Here is a 23681-nt window from a genome sequence, read left to right on the forward strand (position 1 = left end):
CGGCCGCGTGCGACCGGCGCGGCACGGGTGGCTACGCCTCCGCCCCGCGGACGGTCCACGGCCACGCGTGGTACCACGGCGGCGACTACGCCGACGATTGGTACGAGGACAACGCCGGCAAGGTGAACCGGTTCCCCGTCGGCGTCGCCGCGCTCGGCATCGCCTACCTCGGGTCGACCGCGGCGATGCGAGACGACGCGCCCGAGGCCGGCCCGGTCCCGTGGGACCGCGAGATACAGGACCCGAGCGGCACCGCCGAGTACGACATGTCGGACGGGAGCCAACTCGGTCGAGACGGCTGGTACCGCGTCGGCGCGCACATCGTCGGCGACGACGTGAACCACGACTTCCGCTGGGAGTGTTACGACCTCGAAGTCACCGACGGCATCGGTGACGCGGGGTACTCCATCGAGGAAGAGTGGAAAGTCTCCCCGCGCATCTGAGCGGGACGAACCACGACGGCGACCGCGGCGTCGTTGTCGCACACGCCGCGACCGACTCGCCCTCCATCGATGTCTGACACACGAACCGACACGGCGACGCTCCTGACGCTCACCTTCGTGGTGTCGTTCTGTAGCTTCGCCTACGAGTTCGTCTACTCCGAACTGCTGACGGTGATGTACGGCGGGACGGTCACCCAGTACGTCATCACGGTCGGGCTGTACTTCTTCAGCCTCGGCATCGGCGCGGCGCTCTCAGACGACCTCGACGGCGCGAACCTCGGCGGGAACTTCTTCCGCACCGAGGTGCTTCTCGCGGCCGCCGCGCCCGCGGGCTTCCTGCTCATCGTCGGCCTCAACAGCGTCCGCATCCCGCAGGCGGTGCCCGCGGAGGTCATCTGGACCGTCGCCCGCCTCCCCGTCGTCGTCGTCGGGTTCCTCTCCGGGTTCGAACTCCCGCTTTTGACCCGCATGTTCGACGAACTCGACGACGACGAATCGGCGACGCCCTCGTGGCTCCGAACCGCCGGCACGCGAATCCACGATTTCGTCGTGGCCGCCGTCGGTACCCTCTGGACCGTCGAGCGGACCGAGGGTCGCCGAAGCGGGCTGTCTGTCATCCTCGCGATGGACTACGTCGGCGGCCTCGCCGGTGCCGTCGTCTACGCCCGCGTCCTCTACCCGGGTATCGGCCTCATCCCGACGATATTCGTGTTGGCGCTCCTCAATGGAGTCGCCGCGCTCGTCTTCGTCGCTCATTTCGGCGAGTGGTCGTGGTGGCCCTTCAGCGGCGTCACCTCGTCCGCAAGACCCACCTCGTCCGCCAGCGCCGCACCCGGCGGGAACGCGACCGACAGCACCCGAACCGACCGATCGCTCTCGGCCGCTCGGGTCTCGAAGACGCTTCTCGTGGTCTGCCTCCTTTTGACGGCGACCTACGCGGGCGTCGTCGCCAAGCACGATGTCGCGGACGAGCGTCTGTCGCAACTCTACCTCGAACAGCAGATCGAAAACGAGTACCCGCCGGGCGCGATGCGCGCGACGGTCACCTCGCAGGAAACGACCGCTTACCAGCACGTCATCCGGTACAATCGCACGTGGACCGGTACCGGCCCGAATCCGCACTTCGACGGGCGGACAGAGCAGTGTCTCCGCCTCGGCGCGGCCGTCCAACTCTGCGAGAGTTGGGCCGACAGCTACCATGAGGGGCTGGTCGACGTGCCGATGTCGCTGGTCGAACCCGGTCCCGAGACCAAGGTGCTCGTCGTCGGCGGCGGCGACTGGATCGCCATCAACCACCTGCGGGAGTATGGCGTCACCGTCGACCACGTCGACCTCGATGGCGAGTTCATGCGCGACGCGAAGACGGACCCGTTCTTCCGCCGCTGGCACGACGACGCCTACGAGTACGACCGGCTGAACACGACGGTCGCCGATGGCTACCGCTACCTTCAGGAGACGAACGAGACGTACGACCTCGTGTTGCTCGACGTCCCCGGCGCGACCGACGACGACCTGCTCACGCTCTACTCGACCGAGTTCTACCGCTCCGTCCGGACCCACCTCTCCGAGGACGGCGTCGCGGTGACGTGGGGCTACTCGCCCGACGCCTACCCCGAACACCACAAGGCGTTCGTCAACACCGTCGGGGCAGCGGGCTTCACCCAAGAGCTTTCGTACTGGGTTCGCGAGGACCTCGACGACGACGGCGAGACCGAGCGCGTCGAGCAGTTCTACGTGCTCGCGCCCGGCGACCGCCCCCGGCTCACCGGCGACGGCGCGACGCGGTACGTCCGCGCCCGCGAGGAGCACTACGACTCTGCCGAGTGGCACACGGTCCCGCACTACCGCGGCGTCCGCCAGAACTCCATCTTCCACCCGAACTACGACATCCTCGTCGACACCTGATCTCCCATGCCCTCCCAACCACCTTCCACCACCGAACCGCCCGCCGGCTCCGACCCGTCTCCGCCGGTCGAGACACCAACGGAACTGTACTTCGGCTACAGCGCCGACGTGCCGGACCTGACGACCGTCGATGTGAAGACGGTCGCCCCGGCGACGCTCGCGGGCGAGCCGGCGGTTCTCACCGTCATCGGCGAGTCCCACTACATTGGCCTGCCGGCGCTCAACTTCCACGAGCTGTGTTCGTGCAAGCCGCTGCCGCACGAACGGACGCACGAGACGCCGCTTTCCGTCGGGGCGGAGCGCGAGTTCAGCTTCGAGAGCGACCGACTCGACGCCCGAACGGTCGTCGAGGGTCGGCCGCTCGACGCCTTCCCCGGTCCGGACGACGCGACCGTCGCCTACCGATTCGACCCGGACGCGTGGACCACCATCCGCGTCGGCGACGGCGGCTACGAGACGTACCACACCTACCCGGAGTGCGACCTCGCGCTGTACACCGAGACGACGATGACCCCCAAACGACAGACCCAACGATGACACCCGAACGACAGACCCAACGATGACCCGAAACGCCACCACCTACGACGGCGACGTGACGCTCAACGGCTCCGAACGACCTCCGGTCGAACTCCACGACCCCGCGGACGTGTTTGTCGGCGGCGCGAGCGTCGCCGGCGACCTCACCGTGCAGAATGCCGAGTACGTCTTCACCCACGCGCCGGTGACCGACGACGCGGCCGTCGGTGACGGGACGGCTGGCGATGCGGCCGTCGAGACCGAGATTCGCGGCAGCCTCGAAGACGGCTACGTCCAGTCGGTCGACGGCGACGTGCTCCTCGGCGACGCCGAAGACGTGTTCATCGCGGCCGATGCCGCCGACGGCGCGGTCTCGGCACCCGGCGCGGAGAACGTCTACGCGGGCGAGGCGACGCCCGTCGCCGCCCCCGACGACTACGACGTGTCCACCTTCGGCTGGAAGCAGTCGGGGAGCGCGACCGACCCCGACACCGGCGTCTACGCGGTCGGCATGGCCCACGACATCGACCTCACGAAGGTCAACTCCGACGTGGAACTCTACCTCGTCGGTCACGGTCACGAGGTACGAGTCGAAGGCCGGGGTGCGGCGGTCTCGATTCACTTCGTCGGCTACGACAACACCGTCAACGTCGGGCCGTACCTCGCGTCGAGCGTCGAGACCGACACCGGCTTCGACAACGCGGTCGACGCTGACCCATATCCAGCGGAGGACCTCGTCGAGATGTCCAGAAGCGAGGCCTACTCGAACGCCGGGTTCGGCCGCCGGAAGGTGACGTTCCAAGAGCCGGCCAACGGCGACGAGTGGTGTCCGAACTGCGGCAAGCCCGCCGAGGCCATCATCGAGCGCCACCAGATGGAGGCCTTCTTCCTCTTCGGCTGGCCGCTTTGGACCTTTGAACAGAGCACCAATCCCGCCCGCGAGTGCGAACACTGCTCGCCCAACGCGATTCACGCCGAACTCTCGGCGTCCGAGCGCCGCGAGATATTCGACTGACGCCGACGACGGTCCGAAGATATATATCAAAACACCAGACAATGTTGCACATACGACTGTCCGCGCGTTCGAACGTCGCCCCGACGACCGAACGCACCCGCCGGGTCCGCACCCGCAACCGTATCCGCCACACCCGCTGTCCCCGGCACACCCGTCCACCCCTCCCCAGCCATGTCGAGAAATGAGTCCACGCCGGCGTTGATGTCCTCCTCATCGTGCCGGTACACGTTCGACCCGTCGGTCCAGACCGACGCCCACCTCCAGACGACGTGGGAGTGCCCGCACGAAGCCCACCCCGAAAGCGAGTTCTGCGTGTTCCACATGAGCCGCGACGAGCGCGCCTCGCTCGACGTGACCGGTGACGACATCGTCGGCGAACTCCGGGCGAACCTCCAGTCGCCCGACACCCGCGTCAACGAGTACGTCGGCGCGGACCTCCCACATCTCTCGCTCACCTATCAGGACATCAACGGCGCGACGAACCACGTTCTCAACTTCCAGCACGCCGACATCGAGGGGTTAGACCTCACCCACGGCCGCCTCGATCAGGGGTTGATTCTCCGCGAGGCGACGGTCGACCGCCTCAAACTCGACGAGGCGGTCGTCACCGGCGACGTGGACGCCCGGGAGGTCACCGTGACCGGCGCGGTGACGACCAACGAGGCGACGTTCGAACAGGACGTTCGCTTCTCCGGGGCGACCTTCCGCGGCGAGGTCCGCTGCGACGAGACGGTGTTCCAGGGCGACACCAGTTTCGCAGACGCGACGTTCCACGGCACGGCACGCTTCCGCAACGTCGAGACCAGCGGGAGCAGCCACGTCCTCGACGACAACATCACCTTCGCGAACGCGACGTTCCGCGACGACGCGAGTTTCAGACAGGCCATCTTCGACTACGTGACGTTCGAGGGGGCGCGGTTCTCCGCGGGTTCGGACTTCGAACACGTCGAGTTCGAGGGAGACGCGCGGTTCGACGGCGTCCGCTTCGACGAGATGGCCGACTTCGACGAGGCGCGGTTCGATGACGACGCGAGCTTCGCCGACGCCCGGTTCATGCAGTTGGCCGAGTTCCGCGGCGTCGAGTTCAACGGCGGGAGTCGGACGACCCACGACGACGTGACGTTCGAGGGCGCGACGTTCGAGGGCGAAGCGGACTACAAACTCGCGCGATTCCGCTATTCGGACTTCAAGGACGCCGTGTTCAAGGGCGCGGTCAACTTCGACCGCGCGACGTTCACCGCCCGCACCGACTGCTATCGTCTCCGCGTCACGGCGCGTTCGACCTCTCTCTTTCGTCGTTCGGCGGGCAAGCGAACTTCGACGAGAGTGAGTTCCGCGACGCCGTCGTCGCCGAGGAGGCGACGTTCGGCTGTGACGCCTCGTTCGAGGCGGTCGAGTTCGAGTCTACCGCCCGGTTCGGCGAGGCGCGATTCGAAGAGGACGTGAGCTTCAAGACCGCCACGTTCCACGGTCTCGCGTCCTTCCGCGGGACGTTCTTCGAGGGCGAACTGCAACATCTCGAAGCGAACGCCTCGTTCAACGAGGCGACCTTCGAGGCCGGCGCGGAGTTCGAGGCCGCGAACTTCACGAGCGCGTCCTTCTGGGAGACGACGTTCCACGACCGGGCGGACTTCCGGCAGTCGGATTTCGAAACGGCACGCTTCCGCGTGCTGGTCGGCGACCGCGACACCTACCTCGACTTCACCGACGCGACGCTCTCCGGCGGCACGATATCGCAGGGCTCCGGCGAGCCGACGCCGTACGACCTCACCCGCGCGACCATCGGCGACCTGACGCTGGAGGGCGACGGCAACGAACACCAGCTTTTGGACCACTTCCGCTTTTGTCTCACCGAGTTCGACCGCTTCGACTTCAGCGACCACCACGGCTATCTCGAACGTAACGACTGGACCATCCACGACTTTGTCGGCAACGGCGCAACCGGCCAGTTCGCCGTCGAACTGACGCCCGACATCATCGAGGAAACCTACCGGAAGGCGCAGGACAGCGCCAACGCCGTCGGCGACACCCCCGCGAGCCGCGAGTTCGAGTTCAAGCGCTACTACTACAACCGCCAGAAGAACTTCGACATCATCTTCAACGAGTACTCGCTGAACACGTGGGCCCGCGGCAAGAAGGTCGCCAGCGTGGGGCTGAACACGCTCATGCAGGTCACCTGCGGCTACGGGAACCGGCTCCCGCGAATCGCGGCGTTCACGTTCCTCCTCCCGGCGCTGTTCGGACTGTGTTATGCCCTCGGCGGGCCGTTCCTGACGCAGGCGGGGAGCGCCTTCGACCCAGCCGCGGTCGACAAGACGACGATGGAGGTGCTCTTCGACAACGTCTACTACAGCTACATCAGCTTCAGCACGGTCGGCTACGGCGACATCAACCCGCTCGGCCCGGCGGCCCGCGTGCTCGCGGCGAGTCAGGGGATGTTGAACGGGCTGTTCTTCACCCTGCTCACGTTCACGCTGTTCAAGCGCGTGCTCGGCGGGAGCTAATCGCGCCAGTCCGCGTCCTCACTTCTCCGACCGCTCGTACACGTCCGGTCGCGCGTGCTGGAGCGTCTGCATGTCGCGGCGGATATCGTCAAGGTGGGACAGGTCGATGGTCGCCGTGACGACCTCCTCGCGGTCCCGCGCCTTCGAAATCACGTTCCCCCACGGGTCGACGACGAGCGTGCGGCCGTAGGTCTCGACCCACGACGGCTTGTCGCCGATCTGGCCGGGCGCGATGACGTACGCCTGATTCTCGATTGCGCGGGCGCGAAGCAGCGGCTCCCAGTGGTCTTTTCCGGTGTGCATCGTGAACGCCGACGGGACGAGAAGGACGTTCGCGCCGGACTGCGCCATCGTCCGGTAGAGCCCCGGGAACCGGAGGTCGTAGCAGATGGAGAGGCCGAACGTCGCGAGATCGGTGTCGACCGTCACCGTCCGGTCGCCGGATGCGACGTAGTCCGATTCCCTGTGTTCGACGCTCCCGTCGAGTTCGATGTCGAACAGGTGAACCTTCCGGTAGGTGTCGAGCACTTCACCGCCCGGGCCGATGAGTGCCGACGTGTTGTACACCCGGTCGCTGTTCGGAATCCGCTCGAAGAAACTGCCCGTATGGACGAAGACGTCGTGTTTGCGGGCCTTCTCGGAGAACCGTTGTATCGTCGGTCCGTCTAGCGACTCCGCGACCTCGGCGAACCGCTCTTCCGGGCCGATGAAGGTCGTCATCTCCGGGAACGCCACGAAGTCAGCGCCGTCGGCCGCGGCCTCGTCGAGGAGGCCGAGCGCCCGCTCCACGTTCGCCGCCTTGTCGTCTCGCGAGTCTAGCTGGCACGCGGCCGCCACGAATCGGGACATCTCGTCGGAACGCTACGCGGACCGACGGTATGGTAGTCACGGTTATTCGCTCGGGTCGAACTCCAGATAGACGAGTCGCTTGTCTCCGACTGTCCAGCCGCGGTGTCCCGGTGGGATAGTCGCGGCACAGCCGGCGGTAATCTTCGTCTGCGTCCCGTCGTCCAGTTCGAGGCCGAGCGTCCCGGAGACGACGTAGATGTCGTGGGCGTTCTGGCAGTAGTCTGGCTCCGCACTCCCGCGGTCGCTGTCGGTTCCCCACTCCGGCTCCAGCGTCGCTCGCGTGACCGACACGTCGCTTAGGTCAACCGACTCCGTGCGGCCGGCTTCGAGCGCCGTCGAGTTCGTGTCGGAAAGCTCCGTGACAACCAGCTCGTCGACTTCTGTACTGTCTGCCATAGAACACGTTCTCCGGGGATGGTAGTATCTCTTCCGTCGGGGGTAACAACGTCACTAAAACATGTAAGAAAAATTTAGAAATCGGTTTCGTATACTATTTCAGACGATATAGTCTGGGTCCGTTGACTCGGTAGGCTCGCTGTCTACGAATCGACACACGAGCGACTCGGAATCGGATTCGAAACTCCTTCCCTCGAGATCCACCCCTGCCAAGCTATATGAACTCTTAGCCATCTTACATACGAGACGATGGTCTCGACTCCCCGCTTCAGGCCCTTCTCCCCAGCATGGAATGCCGCGCTCATCGGTGTGGTTGTCTCGCTCCCCGTCATCACGGTTGTCAACTGGCTCCCAGAATCGGAGTCGACCGTCGGTGCCGGCATGATGATATTCGGCGCGTTCATTGCGGGGGCTGTCGCCGCAGTCCGCTCGACGGACCCGGACGCCGCCGGACTTCGCGCCGGCTTTCTTGGCGGCGTTCTAGAACTGGTCATATTCGCGGTGACGACGGGAACGACGGCGGCGTGGCCGCTGTCCAGAGTCGCGTTCTTCGCACTCGCCGCCGGAGCCGTTCTCTGTCTCGCCTCCCTGTTCGGTCTGGGCTGCGGGCGAGTCGGCGGGTGGGTGGTGCGCGCCGTCGCCTCACGGTGGAATCCCACCGCGAGTACGCCGTAGCTTCCTCGTGATATCTACACTGAAATAACAAATTTAAAACATACATTCAAAACTGATATTAAGAGGTTTTTGACACCCGATTCGGGTTCGAACACCACCTCGCTTCTCACAGCGACGAGATTGCGAACCGTTCGGAGACGACCGTCTCATTTGTTCTCCACAGGGGAACGGTCTCTGCCGCGGCACGTGCCGCTCCGCTCACTCGTCGACGGATTCGAGCGGGTCGGTCTTCCCCCACCGCGCCGACGCGCCCTCGGTCGGCGTCGCCCACTCGACGGCGTTGTCGATGACTCGCTTGACCTCGTCTTGGTGGAAGATGGGGTGCTCCTCGTGGCCCGGTCGGAAGGCGAAGATTCGCCCGCGGCCGCGACGATAACAGACGCCGGAGCGGAACACGTCGCCGCCCTCGAACCACGAGATGAAGACGGTTCTGTCGGGTTCTGGGATGTCGTAGGGCTCACCGTAGGTCTCCGTCGCCGGGATGACGAACTGTTCGTTGAGGCCGTCAGCGATGGGATGGCCGGGGTCCGCGACCCACACGCGTTCGCGTTCGCCGCCGTGGCGGTATTTGATGTTGCACGTCGTGCCCATCAGCCGGGTGAACGGCTTCGAGTTCTTCCCCGAGTGGAGCGGGATGAAGCCCATCCCCTCGTGTACGCGGTCGACGACGCGCTTCGCGGCGGCGTCTGTTACCTCGTCGTTGGCGCAGTGGGACCACCAGACCAGTACGTCCGTCGCGTCGAGTGTCTCCTCGTCTAAGCCGTGTTCGGGTTCCTGTAACGTCGCTGTCCGAACCTCGCGGTCCGGCCCCTCCAGATGTTCCGCGATGGTGCCGTGGATTCCCTTCGGATACCGCTCTGCGACCTCCGGTTCTTCCCGTTCGTGGACGTTCTCGTTCCAGACAGTGACTCGTGTCGGCATGCGCCATAGTGTTCGTCCCCGTTGATAAATTCTCCTCCCGAGCGAGAGAGTGGGTCTCACTCGCTGCTCCAAACTGTTCCCCTAAAGGGAATCAATTGTCAATTGCCGATGTATGGGCTGTAGCTGCAGAATTTGGAATTTTGTGGTTTTGAACACCGTATCCCGAGAGAATATGCTCGTTTTCCGGGCCGAAAAGAATTACAGTCTTATAGTTGTAATGTGTTGGCGAAACCGACTCCCCAATGTTCTCGAATCGGCACTGTGAATCGTCCTCGATTAATAATTCCCAACAGAGGAACAGTTTCTGACTCGATTTCAGCTCTCGTGAGTCAAATCTCCCTCGAATCACTCGAATCGAACCTTATCAGTCGTTATCTGGGCTGCCTGCCGGCTCATCTCGAATATCGGCGTTCCCGCAAGGAGAACAAAAATCACTATCTTGATTTTTCGTGCGCTTCTCCCGAATCTCACGCGGCGCCGTCGTGAGAGTTCCTACGACCCCGTCTCAGACCACGGGTAGTCGTAACTCGGGTCGTCGACGAAGCGGTCGAGTCCGGCCTGAAGTGACATTCGGCTTCCGGCGGGGAGTCGAACTCGGAGCGCGTCCGTACCTCCGTCGTCGGCCGTATCGGCGTCTGCTCCGCCTTCGCCGACACCACGCTCCACCCCGTCAGTCTCGACCGTAGTAAATCGGTGTTCACCGTACGCGCCGGCTTGGACGACGACCTCCTCCCATCTCGCTCCGGTGTTGACCAGCGTCAGTTCGACCCCGTCTTTCGTCACCGACTCCACGAGCGCGGCGACGCCCGCTGGCAGTCCCGGCCGCTCTCTTCGGGCGTCGAAGTGCCGCACCTGCGCCATCACGAGGCCGCCGTAGTAGACTGGCTGTGGCGCACCCATCGTGAGTTGGAGTAGCGCCTTGTGGAACGCGGGGTTCCGGTCTCTGAGGTAGTCCTCGTCCACGGTCGTCGGCTCGTTCCCTTCGGCGTCGAACAGGCGCAGTCGCTCGTCGACGTGCTCGCGCGTCGCTTCGAGGATTCGGTCCGGGTAGTCCGGGAACTCCCCGTCGAGGTAGGCGAGCCACGCGTACTCGTGGCCGTCACCATGTTTCGTCTTCGCCCGCGGATCGATCCGCCGCCAGTCCTGTTTCCCCCAGTCGCGGAGCTGACGCACCCGATTTCGGTCCTCGTCGCGCATCGACATGTACCAGAGGTGGACCGCGTAGGGGTCGTCCGTGTGCGGCTGGAACTCGTACCAGCCGTCCCTCCACAGCACCTCCCCATCGTCTTCGGTGAGGACGCCTGAGGCGTCGTAGTGGTAGTCGCCCTCGCCGCCGTACTTGTGCGGGATGTAGAGGGTGCTGTGTACGTCGTCCTCGGCGACTTCGATGCCGTTCTCGATGAGGATGTCGAGTTGCGACCGCGGGAAGTCGAGATACTCTCTGTCGCCTTCGAGCAGGACCGCGTTCTCGGCGGCGACCGTCGGCCCGATGCCGATGTAGTGCCACCCGCCCCACGACCAACCGTAGTAGCCGCCGTACCACGACCCGTCTGTGTACTCACCGATTTCGCCGGAGTGCCCGACGTTGTCGGGGATGATGCCGCCGTTTTCGGCCGTCCGCTCGCGCCACGCGTCGAGGTAGTCGGTGACCCACTCGCGGTAGCGGTCGTCTCCCGTGTGGAGGTAGGCGTTCGTCATCAGGCTCGTGATGTTGAGGTTCAGCGGGATGTCGCCCTTCGCGCAGCGCTCGTTCAGCACCTCGAACAGGCGCTCTTCGTTCGCCGGGTCGAGGAGATCCGCGGCCTCGTCGAACTCGAGGTCCCGCCACGGGAGGCCGTGTCTGGCCCAGCGGTAGTCCGCGCCGTAGGGGTGGTGTTCGTAGGCGGAGAAGTCGCAGAACTCCGGGCCCATGCTCCCGTTCATCGGCCCGCGAACCACGCGCTTTTCGGCGTCGTAGTTCCCCGTCTCCGAGTCGGCGGTGTAGAGCTCCGCGAACTTCCTCGCCCGGTCGACGACCGCGTCGTCGTCGGGCGCGGCGAGGCCCATGTTGTACGTGTAGAGGTTGCCCTCCCCGAGGTGGAACCAGTCGCGGCACTGTTCGAACTCGTCGACGACCATCGGGTGGCCGAACGGCGTCTCCGTCTCCGCACCGCGTTCGAGCGCGGCCTCGTACACGCGGCGGGCGTGGTCGAGCAGGCGTTCGTCGCCACCCATCGCGTACACGAGCGGCCAGTTGTAGAACCCCTCGACCACGTCGTCGAAGCCGTCGACGCCCACGTGGTCGTCCGGCGGCCAGAACGGTTCCCCGTCGGGGCCGGTGTAGTCGGCGACAAACCGGTCGACTGCGTCGCCCGTCAGGTCGAAGAGTGCTCGCTGTTTGTGCGCCCACGTCGGCGGCCGAGTCGCCTCGGCGGTCGCTTCGAACTCGCGCATGCCAACATACCCCGCGCCTCGGGTGATGAATATTTGGGTCGCGCGAGTTACTGGGGTCCGGTCGTCCGGGCCGAGGCGAGCAGGGCGGCCACGTCGCTGTCGAACCGCTCCGTTCAGTCGTCACTCTCCGCGCCGACACCGCTCTGCGACTCGGTCTCGTCCATGGCCGTCGCTCTCGCCGCTGTCGGTCGTCGGCGTCTTCCGTCGTCCGCGTTCAGTCGATGAGGCGCTCGATGTCGTCATCGAGCTGGTCGTACAGCTCTTCCGCCCGGCGCTCGTCGGCGGCCGACAGCGAGCGAATCGGCTCGCGGACTGCCCCGCCACGCAGGCCGGCCAGTTCGAGTCCCTTTTTCACCGCTGGGACGCTGATAGCGCCGCCGAGGCTGTTGTTCTGCCCGGTCTGGTCGCGGAAGTTCTGGTAGGGCAGACAGATGTTCCGAAGCTCGCGAGCGCGCTCCCAGTTCTCCTCGGTGAGCGCGTCAAATAGTGCGAGACCGACTTCCGGCCGGAAGTTGCTCACGCCGGCGGAGAACCCCTCGATACCCTCGTTCCAGAACGAGACGGCGAAGGGCTCCGCGAGGCCGTCCACCCAGACCACGTCGTCGCCGGTGGTGCTGGCGGCAGCGCCGAGTTTCACGGCGTCTTCGATGGCGTACTTGATGCCGACCACGCCGTCGAGTCCCGCGAGGTCGCGGAGGTAGCCGATTGAGGGGTCGAAGCCCTTCACGTACGGCACCAGCGGAGCCGTCGAGGCCTCGGCGAGCTTCTCGTAGTAGCGAAGCAGGCCGCGCTCGTGGACGTAGGTGTGGTCGGGTGGCATTATCATCATCCCGTCGACGCCGATTCGGTCGTAGGCGTCGATGAGTTCCCGCGCGCCCGCCGTGCTCCCGCCGACGCCGGCGAGGACGCACACGTCGGACGGGAGCGCGTCGACCGCCGTCTCCGTCACCGCGATTCGCTCCTGCTGGGTCAGCGAGTGGTACTCGCTGATGTTCGCCGACGCGAGGAACGTGCGGATTCCCTCGTCGTAGAGCGTCGTCGCGTTCGCTGCCAGTTCGTCGTGTTCGATGTCGAGGTCGTCGTCGAACGGGGTGAGGAGCCCGGCGGCGACGCCGCGAAGGTGCTCGCGCACACCGCTCTCTGCGAGTGGCATACCCGAACCACCGGACACTCGCGCATAAAATCTTCGGACAGGGGGGTCGAGCGCGAGGCCGAGTGCCCGAGGACCGTCAAAACAGTTATCTGCCCCATCTCTGTAGTCGAACCCATGCCGCGTCAGACAGACTCGTCTCCAATCGCCGTCGGAGTCGTCGGCCTCGGAAGCCTCGGTCGTCGACTCTGTCAACAGTTCGTCGAACTCCCCCGGTCGGAACTCGTCGCCATCTCTGACGTGGACCCAGACGGCCTCGCCGAAGTCGGCGACTCCTTCGACGTTCCCGAGACGCACCGCTACCGGTCGTTCGAGGCGTTCCTCGATTCGGCCCCGATGGACGCCGTCGCGGTCGCGACGCCCAACGGCCTCCACTACGAACAGACCTCTGCCGTGTTGGACCGCGGCCTCCACGTCCTCTGCGAGAAGCCGCTCGCGACCGACGCCGAGGAGGCCTACGAACTCACGACCCGCGCCGAGGCGAGCGACCAAACCGTGATGGTCGGTTACCAGCGACACTTCAATCCGGCCTACAAGCGCGCCCGTGACGAGTGGGCTGACGGCGACCGCGTCCCGCGGTTTATCACCGGCGAGGTGACCCACGACTGGCAGTCCTACTACGAGAAGGAAGACGACTGGCGGATGACCCCCGAGTTGAGCGGCGGCGGCCACCTCCTGAACGTCGGCACGCACGTCATCGACGCTATCCTCTGGACGACCGGCCTCACGCCAACCCACGTCAACGCCTACGTCGACTTCCACGACGACGAGCAGGTGTTCGACCGCCAGTCCTCTATCATCATCGAGTTCGCGGAGGGCGCGGTGGCGAACGTCTCCGACACGGGCGTCGTCGCGCGGACCCGCGAGCACGTCCACATCTGGGACGACGAGGGGGCGATATACCTCGAAGGCCACGAGTGGGACGACCGGACCGGCTACGTCATCGACGACGAGGGGACCGAACACCACCCCTACGACGGCTACGAGCGCTGGCTGAGCAAGGGCACCGCGTTCCTCGATGCCATCGAGACCGGCGAGACGCCGCCGACGACCGCCCGCGACGGCCTCAAGGCGGTCCTCATCACCATGGCGGCCTACGAGTCGGGCCGGCGGAACGAGCGCGTCGCTCTCGACGAACTCTACCCGTTCGCGTCCGACGTCTTCCAGTAGCGCGCCGCTCTTTCTCCCGGTTGTCTCCGCTCTCGTCTCCCCGTGCCGTCCCCGGTTGCGAGGCGGAGTTTTATCGTGATGGCCGAGTCTGTACAGGTATGCGAATCGCGACTGTCAGCGGATACGCTCTCTCGTCACCCATCGAACCGCCGCAGGACCGGTCCTTCCACGGTGGCACCCGTCGCCTGCTCAAACGCGACGTGGTGCTCGTCGTCGTCGAATCGGCCGGCGGCACCCGTGGCATCGCCACCGCCGGCGCGAGCAGTTCCGCGATGCGGGAGTATTTCGAGGGCGACTCGCAGGGGACCTTCGCGGACGTGGTAAACGGCGCAGTCGCCGACGCGCTCGAAGGCGAGACCATCGAGGAAGTCGAAGACGCGCACGCGATACTCCGCGACACCGACCTGCCCGACCGACTCCGCCACGAGGCCATCTCGGCGCTCGACGTGGCGCTGTACGACATCCGCGGGAAGGAGGTCGGCGCGCCCATCTACGAACTCCTCGCCGACGAGTACGGCACCGACCCGACGACGGAGATGCCCCTGTACGCGAGCGCCGGGATGTACATGGAACCCGAGGGCTACGCCGAACAGGCGGCGACCATCCACGACCTCGGCTTCTTCGGTTACAAATACCGACCGGGAATCGGCCCCGACGGGGACCGCCGCACCATCGAACTCCTCGCCGATGTCGCGGGCGACATGGAAGTGATGCTCGACGTGCACACGTGGTGGAAGATTCGCGACGGCTACGACCGCGAGACGGTCGAAGACCTCGTCACCTTCGCCGCCGAGCGGGACTGCTATTGGGTCGAAGAGCCGGTCTCGCCAGATGACCACGCAGGTTACGTCGAACTCGCGGAGACGGGCGCGCCGCTGGCCGGCGGCGAGAGCGAACCGACGCCCGAGGGACTCGTCGCGCTCGGCGAGACGGGCGCGGTCGACTTCCTGCAGGGCGACGTTCGCCACCACTGCGGCTACACCGGCTGTCGCCCCGCGGTCGAGTCCTGCGTCGGCCGCGACGTGGAGTTCGTCCCGCACAACTTCGGCACGTGGGTCGGCCTGCTCGCCAACGCACACCTCGTCGCGGCCGCGCCCGAGGTTTCGCTCCTCGAATACCCGGTCTTCGAGGACGACCCGCTCCTCGACGCCGAGACCGACCCCGGAATGTACCCCTTCGACCTCGCGTTCGACATCATCGAGGGCCAACCCGCCGTCGAGGACGGCGTCCTCTCGTTGTCTGACGAGCCGGGACTTGGCGTCGAGGTGAACCTTGATGTGCTCGACGATTACCCCTTCGAGGAGGGGCCGTGGACCGAGTTCCACTACGACGAGGACTGAGTCGGCGATTCGCACACGCCTCGTCTGCTTCGTCGCCCCCGCCCCGCCCGTCTCGCCGCGTTCGCCGTCTGCACAAGCTATAATGCGTCTCTCCGTGGTACACTTTTCATGCACGTAACCGACATCGAAGTCATCCCGATATCGCACCGCCTTCCCGACGGGCAGGGCCTCGGCGACGCGCGCGGGTTCGGCCACGACAGGGCGACGACGCTCATCCGCGTCGACACCGACACCGGCGAGGTCGGCTGGGGCGAGGCGTTCGCGCCGGGGAGCGTCGTCGCGCCCGTCGTCGACGAGTTCTTCCGCGACGACGTGGTCGGCATGGACCCCTTCGACGTGCGACGCCTCGCCGAGGAGTCGTACACCGACCCGTACCACTTCGGCGGGAGCGTCTTCGTCCAGAGCGCCCTCAGCGGCATCGACGTGGCCCTGTGGGACCTCGTCGGCAAGGCGACCGGCAAGCCCGTCCACCGGCTCCTCGGCGGGACGCCTCGCGAGACGCTCACCGCCTACGCCTCGACGATGTACTTCACCGAGGCGAACCGCGACATCGCAGAGCCGATTCGCGACGCCGTCGACGAGGGCTTCTCCGCGGCCAAGATAAAAATCGGCAACGGCACGGACTCCGACGTGGAGCGGGTTCGGACCGCCCGCCAACTCCTCGGCGACGACGCGCGGCTGATGGTCGATATCAACGGCAACTACCGGCCGCGACAGGCGATTCGAACCGCGAAGGCCATCGAGGAGTTCGACATCACGTGGATGGAAGAACCCGTCCCCCCGGAGAACCTCTCGGGCTACCGCGAGGTCAAACGCGGCGTCGACGTGCCCCTCGCGGCCGGCGAGGCGCACTACGGCCGCTTCGAGTTCAAGCGCCTCGTGGACGACCGGACGGTCGACGTGGTCCAGCCCAATCTCGGTCGGTGCGGCGGGCTCTCGGAGGCGAGCCGCATCGCCGACCTCGCGAGCACGGAGAACGTGGCGGTCCGGCCGCACATCTGGAACAGCGCGGTCGGCCTCGCTGCGGCGGTCCAGTTCGCGGCGTCGGTCTCGGACTACCCGCACACGCGGCACGTCCCAGACCCGATGATGGTCGAGTTCGACCGGAGCGAGAACCCGCTCCGCGACGAGATTCTACAAACCCCGTTCGATCCGACCGGCGGCGAAGTGGACGTGCCGCAGGCCCCCGGTCTGGGCGTCGAAATCGACGAAGACGCGGTCGAACGGTTCCGAGCCGACCGCTGAGCGCGGGTCGCTCGGTCGTCTCCCCGCCGCTGCACCGCCGAATCGACCCCGCTCCGTCCCGACTCGCGGGATAGTTTTATGCGTTGAAGCACCGTGGCACCGGTATGCAGTCATCCCTAGTGGTAGTCGACAGTACGGACTCCAACGAGCGCCTCCTGACCGAGGCGGGACAGATTGCGGCCGGCACGGACACGCCGCTCGTGCTCCTCACGCGAATCACCGAGGACGAAATCGTCGAGAACGCGGAGACGTTGCAGGCGATGAGCGACGCCGCCAACACGCCGCTGGAGTCGAACTCGGCGCGGGAAGTCGCCTCCCGCTTCGCGTCGCAAGCCGCCGACGAGGCGTTCGAGTCGGTGGACGGAACCGTCGAATACGACGCCGTCACCGTCGTCGCCGACGAGGGCGAGTTCGCTGACGAGGTGATTCGCGTCGCCGACGAGCGCGGCTGTGACCACGTCTACGTCGCCGGCCGACAGCGCTCGCCGACCGGGAAGGCGCTGTTCGGCGACACCGCACAGCGGGTCGTCCTCAACTTCGACGGGCCGGTCACCATCCTGACCGAGTGACGGAGCGACCGGACCCCCCGAAACGACAGCTATTTGCGACCGCGACCCGTCACGTGTTATCACATGTATCAGCTGTCGGAGCAAGCGGAGCCTGTACCGTCGGGTTCGTCCCGAACTATCGACATCGGCTACATCGGCGGCGGGAGTCAGGGGTGGGCCCACACGCTCATCAACGACCTCGCGCAGTGTCCGGACCTCGCGGGGAGCGTCACGCTGTACGACGTGAACTACGAGATGGCGTCGAAGAACGCCCTCCTCGGAAACCGCGTGATGGACCGCGAGGAGGCGGTCGGCGACTGGTCGTTCGAGGCGACCCGGAGCATGGACAAGGCCCTCGACGGGGCCGACTTCGTCATCTGTTCGATTCAGGACCCGCCCGGTGAGACGTTCGTCCACGACATCGACGTGCCCCAGGAGTACGGCATCTACCAGACGGTCGCCGACACCGTCGGCCCCGGCGGGGCGATTCGGGCCCTGCGAGCGATTCCGCAGTACCGCGAAATCGCCGCGACGGTCCGCGAGCGCTGTCCGGACGCGTGGGTCATCAATTACACCAATCCGATGACGGTCTGCACGCGGACGCTCTACGAGGAGTTCCCCGACATCAAGGCCATCGGGCTCTGCCACGAGGTGTTCAAGACGCAGAAACTGTTCGCCGAGATGGCGGAGCGCTACATCGACGAGGCCGAGGACGTCGCCCGCGACGAGGTTCGAGTCAACGTCAAGGGCGTCAACCACTTCACGTGGGTCGACGAGGCGCGGTGGCGCGACCGCGACGTGTTCCAGTACCTCGACGAGGAGCTCAAGCGTCGGAAGCCGCTTTTCGACCGCGAGCCGGGCGACCTCGACGGCGAGTCCTACTGGGTGAACAACGAGGAGGTCGCGCTCGACCTCTACGACCGCTTCGGCGTCCTCGGCGCGGCGGGCGACCGTCACCTCGTGGAGTTCGTCCCGTGGTATCTGAGCATCGACGAACCCGAGGAAATCCAGCGCTACGGTATCCGGCTCACGCCGAGTTCGGCCCGCGTCTCCGACGACGAGGGCCCCGACGAGATGGAGCGCTACCTCGAAGGCGACGCGGAGTTCGAGTTCCACGAGTCCGGAGAGGAGGCGGTCGACATCATGCGGGCGCTCTCCGGCGAGGGGACGTTCGTCACGCACCTCAACTACCCCAACGAGGGGCAGGTCGACGGCCTCCCCGAGGGTGCCGTCGTCGAGACGAACGCGCTCCTCTCCGGCGACGACGTGACGCCTCTCTGTGCGGGCGGCCTCCCCGACGAGGTCGAGAGCATGGTCGAAACCCACGTCACGAATCAGGAGACGCTCGTGCGCGCGGGCTTCGAGGGCGACCTCGACCTCGCGTTTCAGGCGTTCCTCAACGAACCGCTCGTCACCGTCTCGCGCGACGAGGCCCAAGAGCTGTTCGCGAAACTCGTCGAACTAGAGCGCGAATACTTCACCGACTACGACCTCGACGCGTCGGTCCTGCAGGCGTAAGCCGGCGTTTCGAACCCCCAACGAACACGTCGCTCCCCACCTCCGGGGTCAGCTATTTATCCCGCCATCCAGTCGGTACACGCGATGTCGAGCGCCAATAGCCGCGGTTTGAGCTTCGGCTGTCAAGTTGTCAGCTACGGAAACGTCGAGGAAACCATCCAGCGAGCGGTCCGAGCCGGGACGGCCGGGTTCGACACCGTCACCGTCCCGGACCACCTGTTTCACCCGACCGGCTCCGAGGAGTATCTGGTCGACCCGCCGTGGGAGGCGTTCTCCGTCCTCGGGGCGATTGCCCAGCGCACCGATGAGGTGACTCTCATGCCCGGCGTCGCCGACTCGGTGCGCCGGCACCCGACCGAACTCGCGCACGTCACGGCCACGTTGGACCGGATGACGGACGGTCGTGCCGGTCTCGGCATCGGGGCCGGCGAGGCGTTCAACTTCGCGCCGATTTCGGATATCGACTGGGACGATCCGTACACCCGGTTCAGAGAGTGCGTCGCCGTCATCGACGGGCTGTGGAACTCGACGGCGGACGAGCCGTTTTCCTTCGCGGGCGACTACTTCGACCTCGACGACGCGCACATGGGGTTGAAGCCCGTACAGGAACCACGGCCACCGCTCTGGATAGGCGGCTACGGCGAGAGCATGCGCGGCCTGACGGGCGCGGTCGCGGACGGCTGGTTCCCGTGGATTTACTCGCCCGACGAGTACGCGGCCGACCTGCGGAAAGTCCTCGACGTGGCCGCGGACCGCGGCCGCGACCCCGAGGCCATCGACCGCGCCGTCATGGTTCCGACGACGGTCTACGACGACGGCGACGAGGCGCACGCGGCCGGCATCGAGCGAAACCGCGTGAATCTCGCGCTCCGACCGCCGCTCCTCGCCGACATGGGCTACGAGGACATCGCGGAGTCGACGCCCATCATGTGGCAGATGGCGTTCGACGAGGAACAGGAACGGCAACTGTCGGCGGCGGCCGAGCGTATCCCCGACGAGGCTGTTGACGACATCTGCGTCGCCGGTGACCCCGAGCGCGCGATCGAGCGAATCGAGGCGTTCCGCGACGCGGGCGTCGATAACCTCGTTCTCATCCCGGTCGGCGACTACGAGGAGACGATGCGGCACTACGAAAACGAGATTATCCCGTACTTCAGCGAGCGATAGCGCGGCGGGACGAACCGGAGCGTCGGTCGCCGACACCGGCTGATGCGGTCAGTCGGTCACTCTTGTGCGCCGTCGCCGACGCCGGCCTCTTGTCGGCCGTCGTCGTCTCCTCTACTCGTGTTGATTCGCGGCTCCACGCTGAAGCGGTAGTACACCGTCCAGACGGCCGCGACGACGGCGACGATGGCGAACAGCGTCGGCGACCACTCCATGCCGAACTGCTGGGCCAGCCACATTCCCGAGAGCATGACGCCGAGGACGAACACGAACACGGTCAGGTCGGCGGCTCGAAGATTCATGTACCGACGTTCGGAACCGACCGGGATAAACGTTCACACGCCGCCGGCGGCGACGCCGCGGCCGACCCGCTCAGTCGCGGACCAGCCAGCCGACGGCGTTGCGGAGCAGTCGCCGGTAGTCGTCGTTCTCGAAAACCTCCGCGGTGTGTCCGAGCGACGCGTAACAGACCCGCCCCGCGCCGTACTCGCGGACCCACGCGACCGGGTAGTCGTCGGTGAGGTCGGGATGAGCCATGCGCGCGAGCACGGTCACGTCGTCGTCCACGTCGACCTGATACGGCTCGTCGAACACCTCGAAGCCGTCGACACCGTCGGTCACGGCGTGGTCGGAGACGATTTCGACGCCGAACGTCGACTGCTCGGGGTGAGTGAGGAAGTGACCGCCGAGCAGGTCGCGGAGGTCGGGAAACGGTTCGTCGCGCTTGTCGAGGCCGCCGTCGCCGTCGTGGACGTTGGTGAGGTCGGCGGCGCAGTGGAGACCGAGATAGGCTCCGCCGTCTCGGACGAATCCGAGGAGGCCGTCCAACTGCTCGGGGTTCAGGGTGGCGTCCGTCAGGTAGTCCACGACGAGGTCGTAGCCCGTGAGGTCGGCGAGGGCGTTCCTGTCGGTCGTCGCGGTCACCGCGGCGGCGTCGCCGATGGCGGACTCGATGTGCGGTCGCATCTCCTCGAAATCGTGGAACGAGAAGGTCGTCTCTCCGATGACTAACGCGGACGGCTGTTGCATGGACTGCCGTTCTCGACCCGTGTGAAAAGCCGTTTCGGTGCCACCACGACCTGCTCGGTACGACCGTCCGGGGCAACCGTCCGAGGCGACCACTCACTCGAACTCGATACGCCCGAAGAACGACGGCGAGTGGTACGTCGGCTCCGGCAGTTCGATTCGGTTCCACGTCCCCTTCTGCGCGTCGGGCAGCCCGCTCCGGTAGAAGTTCCCGCGCCAGACCGCCCCGGAGTCGAGTTCGAGCGGGAGGCCGGTCAGCGACCGGAGCGTCGCGAGCGGGAGCCGCGCCGCGAGCCACCACGAGTCGTCGTCCGGGGACGCGGTCTTCGTGGGGCCGGGAACTGACGTTTCCACCTCGACGGCCACCGCGTCGGTCGGCGCGACGAGGTCGCGGCCGATGTCGCGCTCGCGCCAGTTCGGCTCCTGCCACGCGAGTTTGAACGTGCCGCAGCAGTTCGCCTCGAAGTTGAAGTACCGCCCCGGCGAGCCGTCATCGGGCGGGGCCGGCGTAGCGAACAGTTCGACCGAACTGTCCTCGAACGTCGGCCCGTTCAGCTCCGTCACGTCGGCGGTTATCTCGTCGTCCTCGACGTGGAACTGCAGGTAGAGCGCCTCCGCGTCGAACAGCGCCCTGACCGTCGTCTCCGGGCCGGGCTCGTCGCCCCACGCGTACTCGTCCAGTCGGGCGACGTTCGCCCGCTCCCACACCGTCCCGTCGACCGCGCCGGTCAGCGGGACCGCTCTGCCCGCGTCGATGCGGCTGACTTCGTAGGTTCGCATACGACACACTCACTCGACCCGCCCCCAAGAGCGTTCCGCCCGCGCCCGACGAAACCACTTTGTCGGGCGCTACCGAATCGCGTGGTATGAGACGAGAGTTCACCGGCTACCGCCGGGAGAGCGGCCGCATCGGGGTCAGAAACCACGTCGCCGTCCTTCCGACCTCGGTCGCGTCGTCCTGCGTCGCCCGCGGCATCGCGGCCGAGGCGGGGGCGTGGGCGCGCGCGACGCCGCACCAGATGGGCGCGAGCCAACCGGACGAGTCGCGGGAACAGACAGAGCGGGTGCTGGTCGGCGTTGGGCGAAACCCGAACGTCGGCGCGGCGCTCGTCGTCGAGTTCGGAACCGAGGACATCGACGCCGACGACATCGCGGACCGAATCGCCCGAGACGGCAAGCCGGTCGAGACGCTGTCGGTTCGCGAGGTCGGCGGGACGGCCGCGGCCCTCCAGCGTGGACGCACCGCCCTCGACTCGTTGAACGAGGCGGCCGCGAACGCCCGTCACGAGTCGGCCGACGCGAGCGAACTCGTCGTCGGCGTCGAGTGCGGCGGGAGCGACGCCACCTCGGGCATCGCCGCCAACCCCGCCGTCGGCGACGCCTGCGACCGTCTCGTCGCGGCCGGGGGAACCGCCTCGTTCAGTGAGACTCCGGAGTTCATCGGCGCAGAACATGTTCTCGCGGAGCGGTGCGCCGACGAGGAGACCCGCCGCCGACTGCTCGACCGCGTCGAACGACGCGAGGCGACGGCCGACCTGATGGGCGTCGACCTCCGGGGTGCACAGCCCTCGCCCGGCAATCAGGAGGGCGGGCTCACGACTATCGAGGAAAAGAGCCTCGGAGCCATCTCCAAGGGTGGGACGACCCCCGTTCGCGGCATCGTCGACTACGCCGAGCGGCTGCCGGTCGGCGGCGGCCTCGTCCTGATGGACACGCCGGGCTACGACGTGGAGAGCGTCGTCGGCAAGGTCGCCGGCGGGGCGCAGATTATCGTCTTTACCACCGGTCGCGGGAGTACCACCGGCAACCCCGTCGCGCCCGTGGTGAAGGTCACGGGCAATCCTGGGACGTGGGAGCGCATGCGGGCGAACATGGACGTGAACGCCGGGGCGGTGGTCGAGGGCGACGCGACCATCTCCGAGGCGGGTGAGCGCGTCTTCGACGAGGTGCTCGCCGTCGCCGACGGGAAGCGCACCGGGGCCGAGACGCGCCGGATGGAGGAGTTCGCCATCACGGAGGTCCACCCGCGCGAACTCGCGGAGGTGCGGGGCACATGAAGGGTCGCGTCCTCGGCGGGGCCGCCCTCGTGCTGGCCGACGGCGACAGCGTGGCGACGGCGCTCGAAGACCTCGAGGCCGGGCGCGAGATCCACAACGGGAACCACGCAATGACCCTCACCGACGACGTTCCGTTCGGTCACAAGTTCGCCCTCGAACCCCTGTCGGCCGGCGAGACGGTCCAGAAGTACGGCGAGGTCATCGGGCGGGCCACGGAGGCGGTCGCGGCCGGCGAGTGGGTCCACACGCACAACTGCGAGAGCACTCGCGGCCGCGGCGACGTGGCGGCGACGGAGGCGGAGCGATGACCGAGAACCGCCTCTCCAACCGAATCGGCCGCGACTCGTTCGCGGGCTACCGCCGACCCGACGGCCGCCTCGGAATCCGCAATCGGGTGCTTGTCCTCCCGTCGGTCATCTGCTCGCACGTCGTCGCCGAGGAGATAGCCGCCCGCTCGCCGGGCGCGGTGGCCGCGCCCCACGACCACGGCTGTGGGCAACTGGGCGCGGACGCCGAACAGACCGAGCGGACACTCGTCGGCCTCGCCGGCAATCCCAACGTCGCAGGGACGGTCGTCGTCGGACTCGGCTGTGAGACGGTCCGGAGCGACGTCGTCGCCGCGGCGGTTGACGAGTGCGGGCTTCCGGTCCGCGAACTCACGATACAGGATGCGGGCGGGACCGACGCCTGCGCCGACCGCGGCGTGGCCGCCGTTGCCGACCTCCGCGAGTCGGCGGCCGCGCAGGAGCCAGCGGAGGTGGACGAGTCGACCGCAACAGCCGACGAACCGGCGGCGACCCTCAGCG

Annotated in this window: 21 protein-coding genes and 2 pseudogenes; 15 read left to right on the plus strand and 8 right to left on the minus strand. The window is 66.6% G+C overall.

Features of this window, described 5'->3' with window-relative positions; all coding sequences use genetic code 11:
• The 5 genes and pseudogenes from NKF06_RS12095 to NKF06_RS12115 form a co-directional block, all read left to right on the plus strand.
• Window positions 1-443 (plus strand): annotated as a pseudogene (locus NKF06_RS12095) (hypothetical protein); the annotation flags it as partial.
• Between the two features lie 69 nt (window positions 444-512).
• Window positions 513-2348, plus strand: coding sequence for a spermidine synthase (locus tag NKF06_RS12100; protein ID WP_058828616.1), 1836 nt, complete (start codon window positions 513-515; stop codon window positions 2346-2348).
• Between the two features lie 6 nt (window positions 2349-2354).
• The gene (locus NKF06_RS12105; RefSeq protein ID WP_253245525.1) at window positions 2355-2885 is read left to right on the plus strand and encodes a hypothetical protein; all 531 of its coding nucleotides are present in this window, start codon (window positions 2355-2357) and stop codon (window positions 2883-2885) included.
• A gap of 22 nt (window positions 2886-2907) precedes the next feature.
• Window positions 2908-3879 (plus strand): hypothetical protein, encoded by a 972-nt coding sequence (locus tag NKF06_RS12110; RefSeq protein WP_058828618.1) that lies wholly within the window; start codon window positions 2908-2910, stop codon window positions 3877-3879.
• Between the two features lie 201 nt (window positions 3880-4080).
• Window positions 4081-6383, plus strand: a pseudogene (locus NKF06_RS12115) (pentapeptide repeat-containing protein).
• Window positions 6384-6401: 18 nt separating this feature from the next.
• Here NKF06_RS12115 and NKF06_RS12120 read toward each other — a convergent pair.
• A complete protein-coding gene (locus tag NKF06_RS12120; RefSeq protein WP_253245526.1) occupies window positions 6402-7232 on the minus strand; it encodes a carbon-nitrogen hydrolase family protein in 831 nt (276 codons plus the stop codon).
• A 42-nt stretch (window positions 7233-7274) separates the two neighbouring features.
• The gene (locus NKF06_RS12125) at window positions 7275-7628 is read right to left on the minus strand and encodes a hypothetical protein (protein WP_058828621.1); all 354 of its coding nucleotides are present in this window, start codon (window positions 7626-7628) and stop codon (window positions 7275-7277) included.
• Window positions 7629-7877: 249 nt separating this feature from the next.
• Between NKF06_RS12125 and NKF06_RS12130 the strand changes: the two genes are divergently transcribed.
• Window positions 7878-8303, plus strand: a complete 426-nt coding sequence (locus NKF06_RS12130) for a DUF5518 domain-containing protein (RefSeq protein ID WP_253245527.1) — start codon at window positions 7878-7880, stop codon at window positions 8301-8303.
• A gap of 198 nt (window positions 8304-8501) precedes the next feature.
• Here the strand turns inward: NKF06_RS12130 and NKF06_RS12135 are convergent, their stop codons facing one another.
• From NKF06_RS12135 to NKF06_RS12145, 3 genes are all read right to left on the minus strand, one after another.
• Window positions 8502-9224, minus strand: a complete 723-nt coding sequence (locus tag NKF06_RS12135; protein ID WP_253245528.1) for a ThuA domain-containing protein — start codon at window positions 9222-9224, stop codon at window positions 8502-8504.
• A 492-nt stretch (window positions 9225-9716) separates the two neighbouring features.
• Window positions 9717-11657, minus strand: a complete 1941-nt coding sequence (locus tag NKF06_RS12140; RefSeq protein ID WP_253245529.1) for a hypothetical protein — start codon at window positions 11655-11657, stop codon at window positions 9717-9719.
• Window positions 11658-11871: 214 nt separating this feature from the next.
• Window positions 11872-12810 (minus strand): dihydrodipicolinate synthase family protein, encoded by a 939-nt coding sequence (locus NKF06_RS12145; protein WP_253245530.1) that lies wholly within the window; start codon window positions 12808-12810, stop codon window positions 11872-11874.
• Window positions 12811-12924: 114 nt separating this feature from the next.
• On the opposite strand from NKF06_RS12145, the gene NKF06_RS12150 reads away from it, so the two are divergent.
• The 6 genes from NKF06_RS12150 (at window position 12925) to NKF06_RS12175 (ending at window position 19795) form a co-directional block, all read left to right on the plus strand.
• Window positions 12925-13977, plus strand: coding sequence for a Gfo/Idh/MocA family oxidoreductase (locus NKF06_RS12150; protein WP_253245531.1), 1053 nt, complete (start codon window positions 12925-12927; stop codon window positions 13975-13977).
• Window positions 13978-14075: 98 nt separating this feature from the next.
• On the plus strand, window positions 14076-15317 hold the full coding sequence (locus NKF06_RS12155; RefSeq protein WP_253245532.1) for a mandelate racemase/muconate lactonizing enzyme family protein: 1242 nt from the start codon (window positions 14076-14078) through the stop codon (window positions 15315-15317).
• A gap of 108 nt (window positions 15318-15425) precedes the next feature.
• Window positions 15426-16562 carry a mandelate racemase/muconate lactonizing enzyme family protein gene (locus tag NKF06_RS12160; protein ID WP_253245533.1) on the plus strand — a complete coding sequence of 379 codons (1137 nt, stop codon included), beginning with the start codon at window positions 15426-15428 and terminating at the stop codon, window positions 16560-16562.
• A gap of 119 nt (window positions 16563-16681) precedes the next feature.
• Entirely contained in the window at window positions 16682-17131 is a 450-nt protein-coding gene (locus tag NKF06_RS12165) for a universal stress protein (protein WP_309142128.1), read from the plus strand.
• A 63-nt stretch (window positions 17132-17194) separates the two neighbouring features.
• The gene (locus NKF06_RS12170) at window positions 17195-18628 is read left to right on the plus strand and encodes a glycoside hydrolase family 4 (RefSeq protein ID WP_253245535.1); all 1434 of its coding nucleotides are present in this window, start codon (window positions 17195-17197) and stop codon (window positions 18626-18628) included.
• Window positions 18629-18712: 84 nt separating this feature from the next.
• Entirely contained in the window at window positions 18713-19795 is a 1083-nt protein-coding gene (locus tag NKF06_RS12175; RefSeq protein ID WP_253245536.1) for an LLM class flavin-dependent oxidoreductase, read from the plus strand.
• Between the two features lie 56 nt (window positions 19796-19851).
• On the opposite strand, the gene NKF06_RS12180 is transcribed toward NKF06_RS12175, so the two are convergent.
• From NKF06_RS12180 to NKF06_RS12190, 3 genes are all read right to left on the minus strand, one after another.
• Entirely contained in the window at window positions 19852-20094 is a 243-nt protein-coding gene (locus tag NKF06_RS12180; protein WP_058828632.1) for a hypothetical protein, read from the minus strand.
• 70 nt (window positions 20095-20164) lie between these two features.
• Window positions 20165-20821 carry a ThuA domain-containing protein gene (locus tag NKF06_RS12185; RefSeq protein WP_253245537.1) on the minus strand — a complete coding sequence of 219 codons (657 nt, stop codon included), beginning with the start codon at window positions 20819-20821 and terminating at the stop codon, window positions 20165-20167.
• A gap of 93 nt (window positions 20822-20914) precedes the next feature.
• Window positions 20915-21598: a carbohydrate-binding family 9-like protein gene (locus tag NKF06_RS12190; RefSeq protein WP_253245538.1), complete on the minus strand. Its 684-nt coding sequence runs from the start codon at window positions 21596-21598 to the stop codon at window positions 20915-20917.
• Between the two features lie 86 nt (window positions 21599-21684).
• Here NKF06_RS12190 and NKF06_RS12195 point away from each other — a divergent pair, with 86 nt between their 5' ends.
• The 3 genes from NKF06_RS12195 to NKF06_RS12205 all read left to right on the plus strand — a co-directional run.
• The gene (locus NKF06_RS12195; RefSeq protein ID WP_253245539.1) at window positions 21685-22875 is read left to right on the plus strand and encodes a UxaA family hydrolase; all 1191 of its coding nucleotides are present in this window, start codon (window positions 21685-21687) and stop codon (window positions 22873-22875) included.
• Window positions 22872-23183, plus strand: coding sequence for a UxaA family hydrolase (locus NKF06_RS12200; RefSeq protein WP_058828636.1), 312 nt, complete (start codon window positions 22872-22874; stop codon window positions 23181-23183). Before NKF06_RS12195 ends, NKF06_RS12200 begins: the two co-directional genes overlap by 4 nt.
• The coding region (locus NKF06_RS12205) for a UxaA family hydrolase (RefSeq protein WP_253245540.1) at window positions 23180-23681 on the plus strand (502 nt) is incomplete at its 3' end. The genes NKF06_RS12200 and NKF06_RS12205, both read left to right, overlap by 4 nt.

Source organism: Haloferax sp. AB510 (genome assembly GCF_024136985.1).
Classification (GTDB): domain Archaea; phylum Halobacteriota; class Halobacteria; order Halobacteriales; family Haloferacaceae; genus Haloferax.

Bases quoted from the DNA above. Each gene is read 5' to 3' on its own strand.
- NKF06_RS12100 (WP_058828616.1), top strand. From the start codon at position 513: ATGTCTGACACACGAACCGACACGGCGACGCTCCTGACGCTCACCTTC.
- NKF06_RS12105 (WP_253245525.1), top strand. From the start codon at position 2,355: ATGCCCTCCCAACCACCTTCCACCACCGAACCGCCCGCCGGCTCCGAC.
- NKF06_RS12110 (WP_058828618.1), top strand. From the start codon at position 2,908: ATGACCCGAAACGCCACCACCTACGACGGCGACGTGACGCTCAACGGC.
- NKF06_RS12120 (WP_253245526.1), bottom strand. From the start codon at position 7,232: ATGTCCCGATTCGTGGCGGCCGCGTGCCAGCTAGACTCGCGAGACGAC.
- NKF06_RS12125 (WP_058828621.1), bottom strand. From the start codon at position 7,628: ATGGCAGACAGTACAGAAGTCGACGAGCTGGTTGTCACGGAGCTTTCC.
- NKF06_RS12130 (WP_253245527.1), top strand. From the start codon at position 7,878: ATGGTCTCGACTCCCCGCTTCAGGCCCTTCTCCCCAGCATGGAATGCC.
- NKF06_RS12135 (WP_253245528.1), bottom strand. From the start codon at position 9,224: ATGCCGACACGAGTCACTGTCTGGAACGAGAACGTCCACGAACGGGAA.
- NKF06_RS12140 (WP_253245529.1), bottom strand. From the start codon at position 11,657: ATGCGCGAGTTCGAAGCGACCGCCGAGGCGACTCGGCCGCCGACGTGG.
- NKF06_RS12145 (WP_253245530.1), bottom strand. From the start codon at position 12,810: ATGCCACTCGCAGAGAGCGGTGTGCGCGAGCACCTTCGCGGCGTCGCC.
- NKF06_RS12150 (WP_253245531.1), top strand. From the start codon at position 12,925: ATGCCGCGTCAGACAGACTCGTCTCCAATCGCCGTCGGAGTCGTCGGC.
- NKF06_RS12155 (WP_253245532.1), top strand. From the start codon at position 14,076: ATGCGAATCGCGACTGTCAGCGGATACGCTCTCTCGTCACCCATCGAA.
- NKF06_RS12160 (WP_253245533.1), top strand. From the start codon at position 15,426: ATGCACGTAACCGACATCGAAGTCATCCCGATATCGCACCGCCTTCCC.
- NKF06_RS12170 (WP_253245535.1), top strand. From the start codon at position 17,195: ATGTATCAGCTGTCGGAGCAAGCGGAGCCTGTACCGTCGGGTTCGTCC.
- NKF06_RS12175 (WP_253245536.1), top strand. From the start codon at position 18,713: ATGTCGAGCGCCAATAGCCGCGGTTTGAGCTTCGGCTGTCAAGTTGTC.
- NKF06_RS12180 (WP_058828632.1), bottom strand. From the start codon at position 20,094: ATGAATCTTCGAGCCGCCGACCTGACCGTGTTCGTGTTCGTCCTCGGC.
- NKF06_RS12185 (WP_253245537.1), bottom strand. From the start codon at position 20,821: ATGCAACAGCCGTCCGCGTTAGTCATCGGAGAGACGACCTTCTCGTTC.
- NKF06_RS12190 (WP_253245538.1), bottom strand. From the start codon at position 21,598: ATGCGAACCTACGAAGTCAGCCGCATCGACGCGGGCAGAGCGGTCCCG.
- NKF06_RS12195 (WP_253245539.1), top strand. From the start codon at position 21,685: ATGAGACGAGAGTTCACCGGCTACCGCCGGGAGAGCGGCCGCATCGGG.
- NKF06_RS12200 (WP_058828636.1), top strand. From the start codon at position 22,872: ATGAAGGGTCGCGTCCTCGGCGGGGCCGCCCTCGTGCTGGCCGACGGC.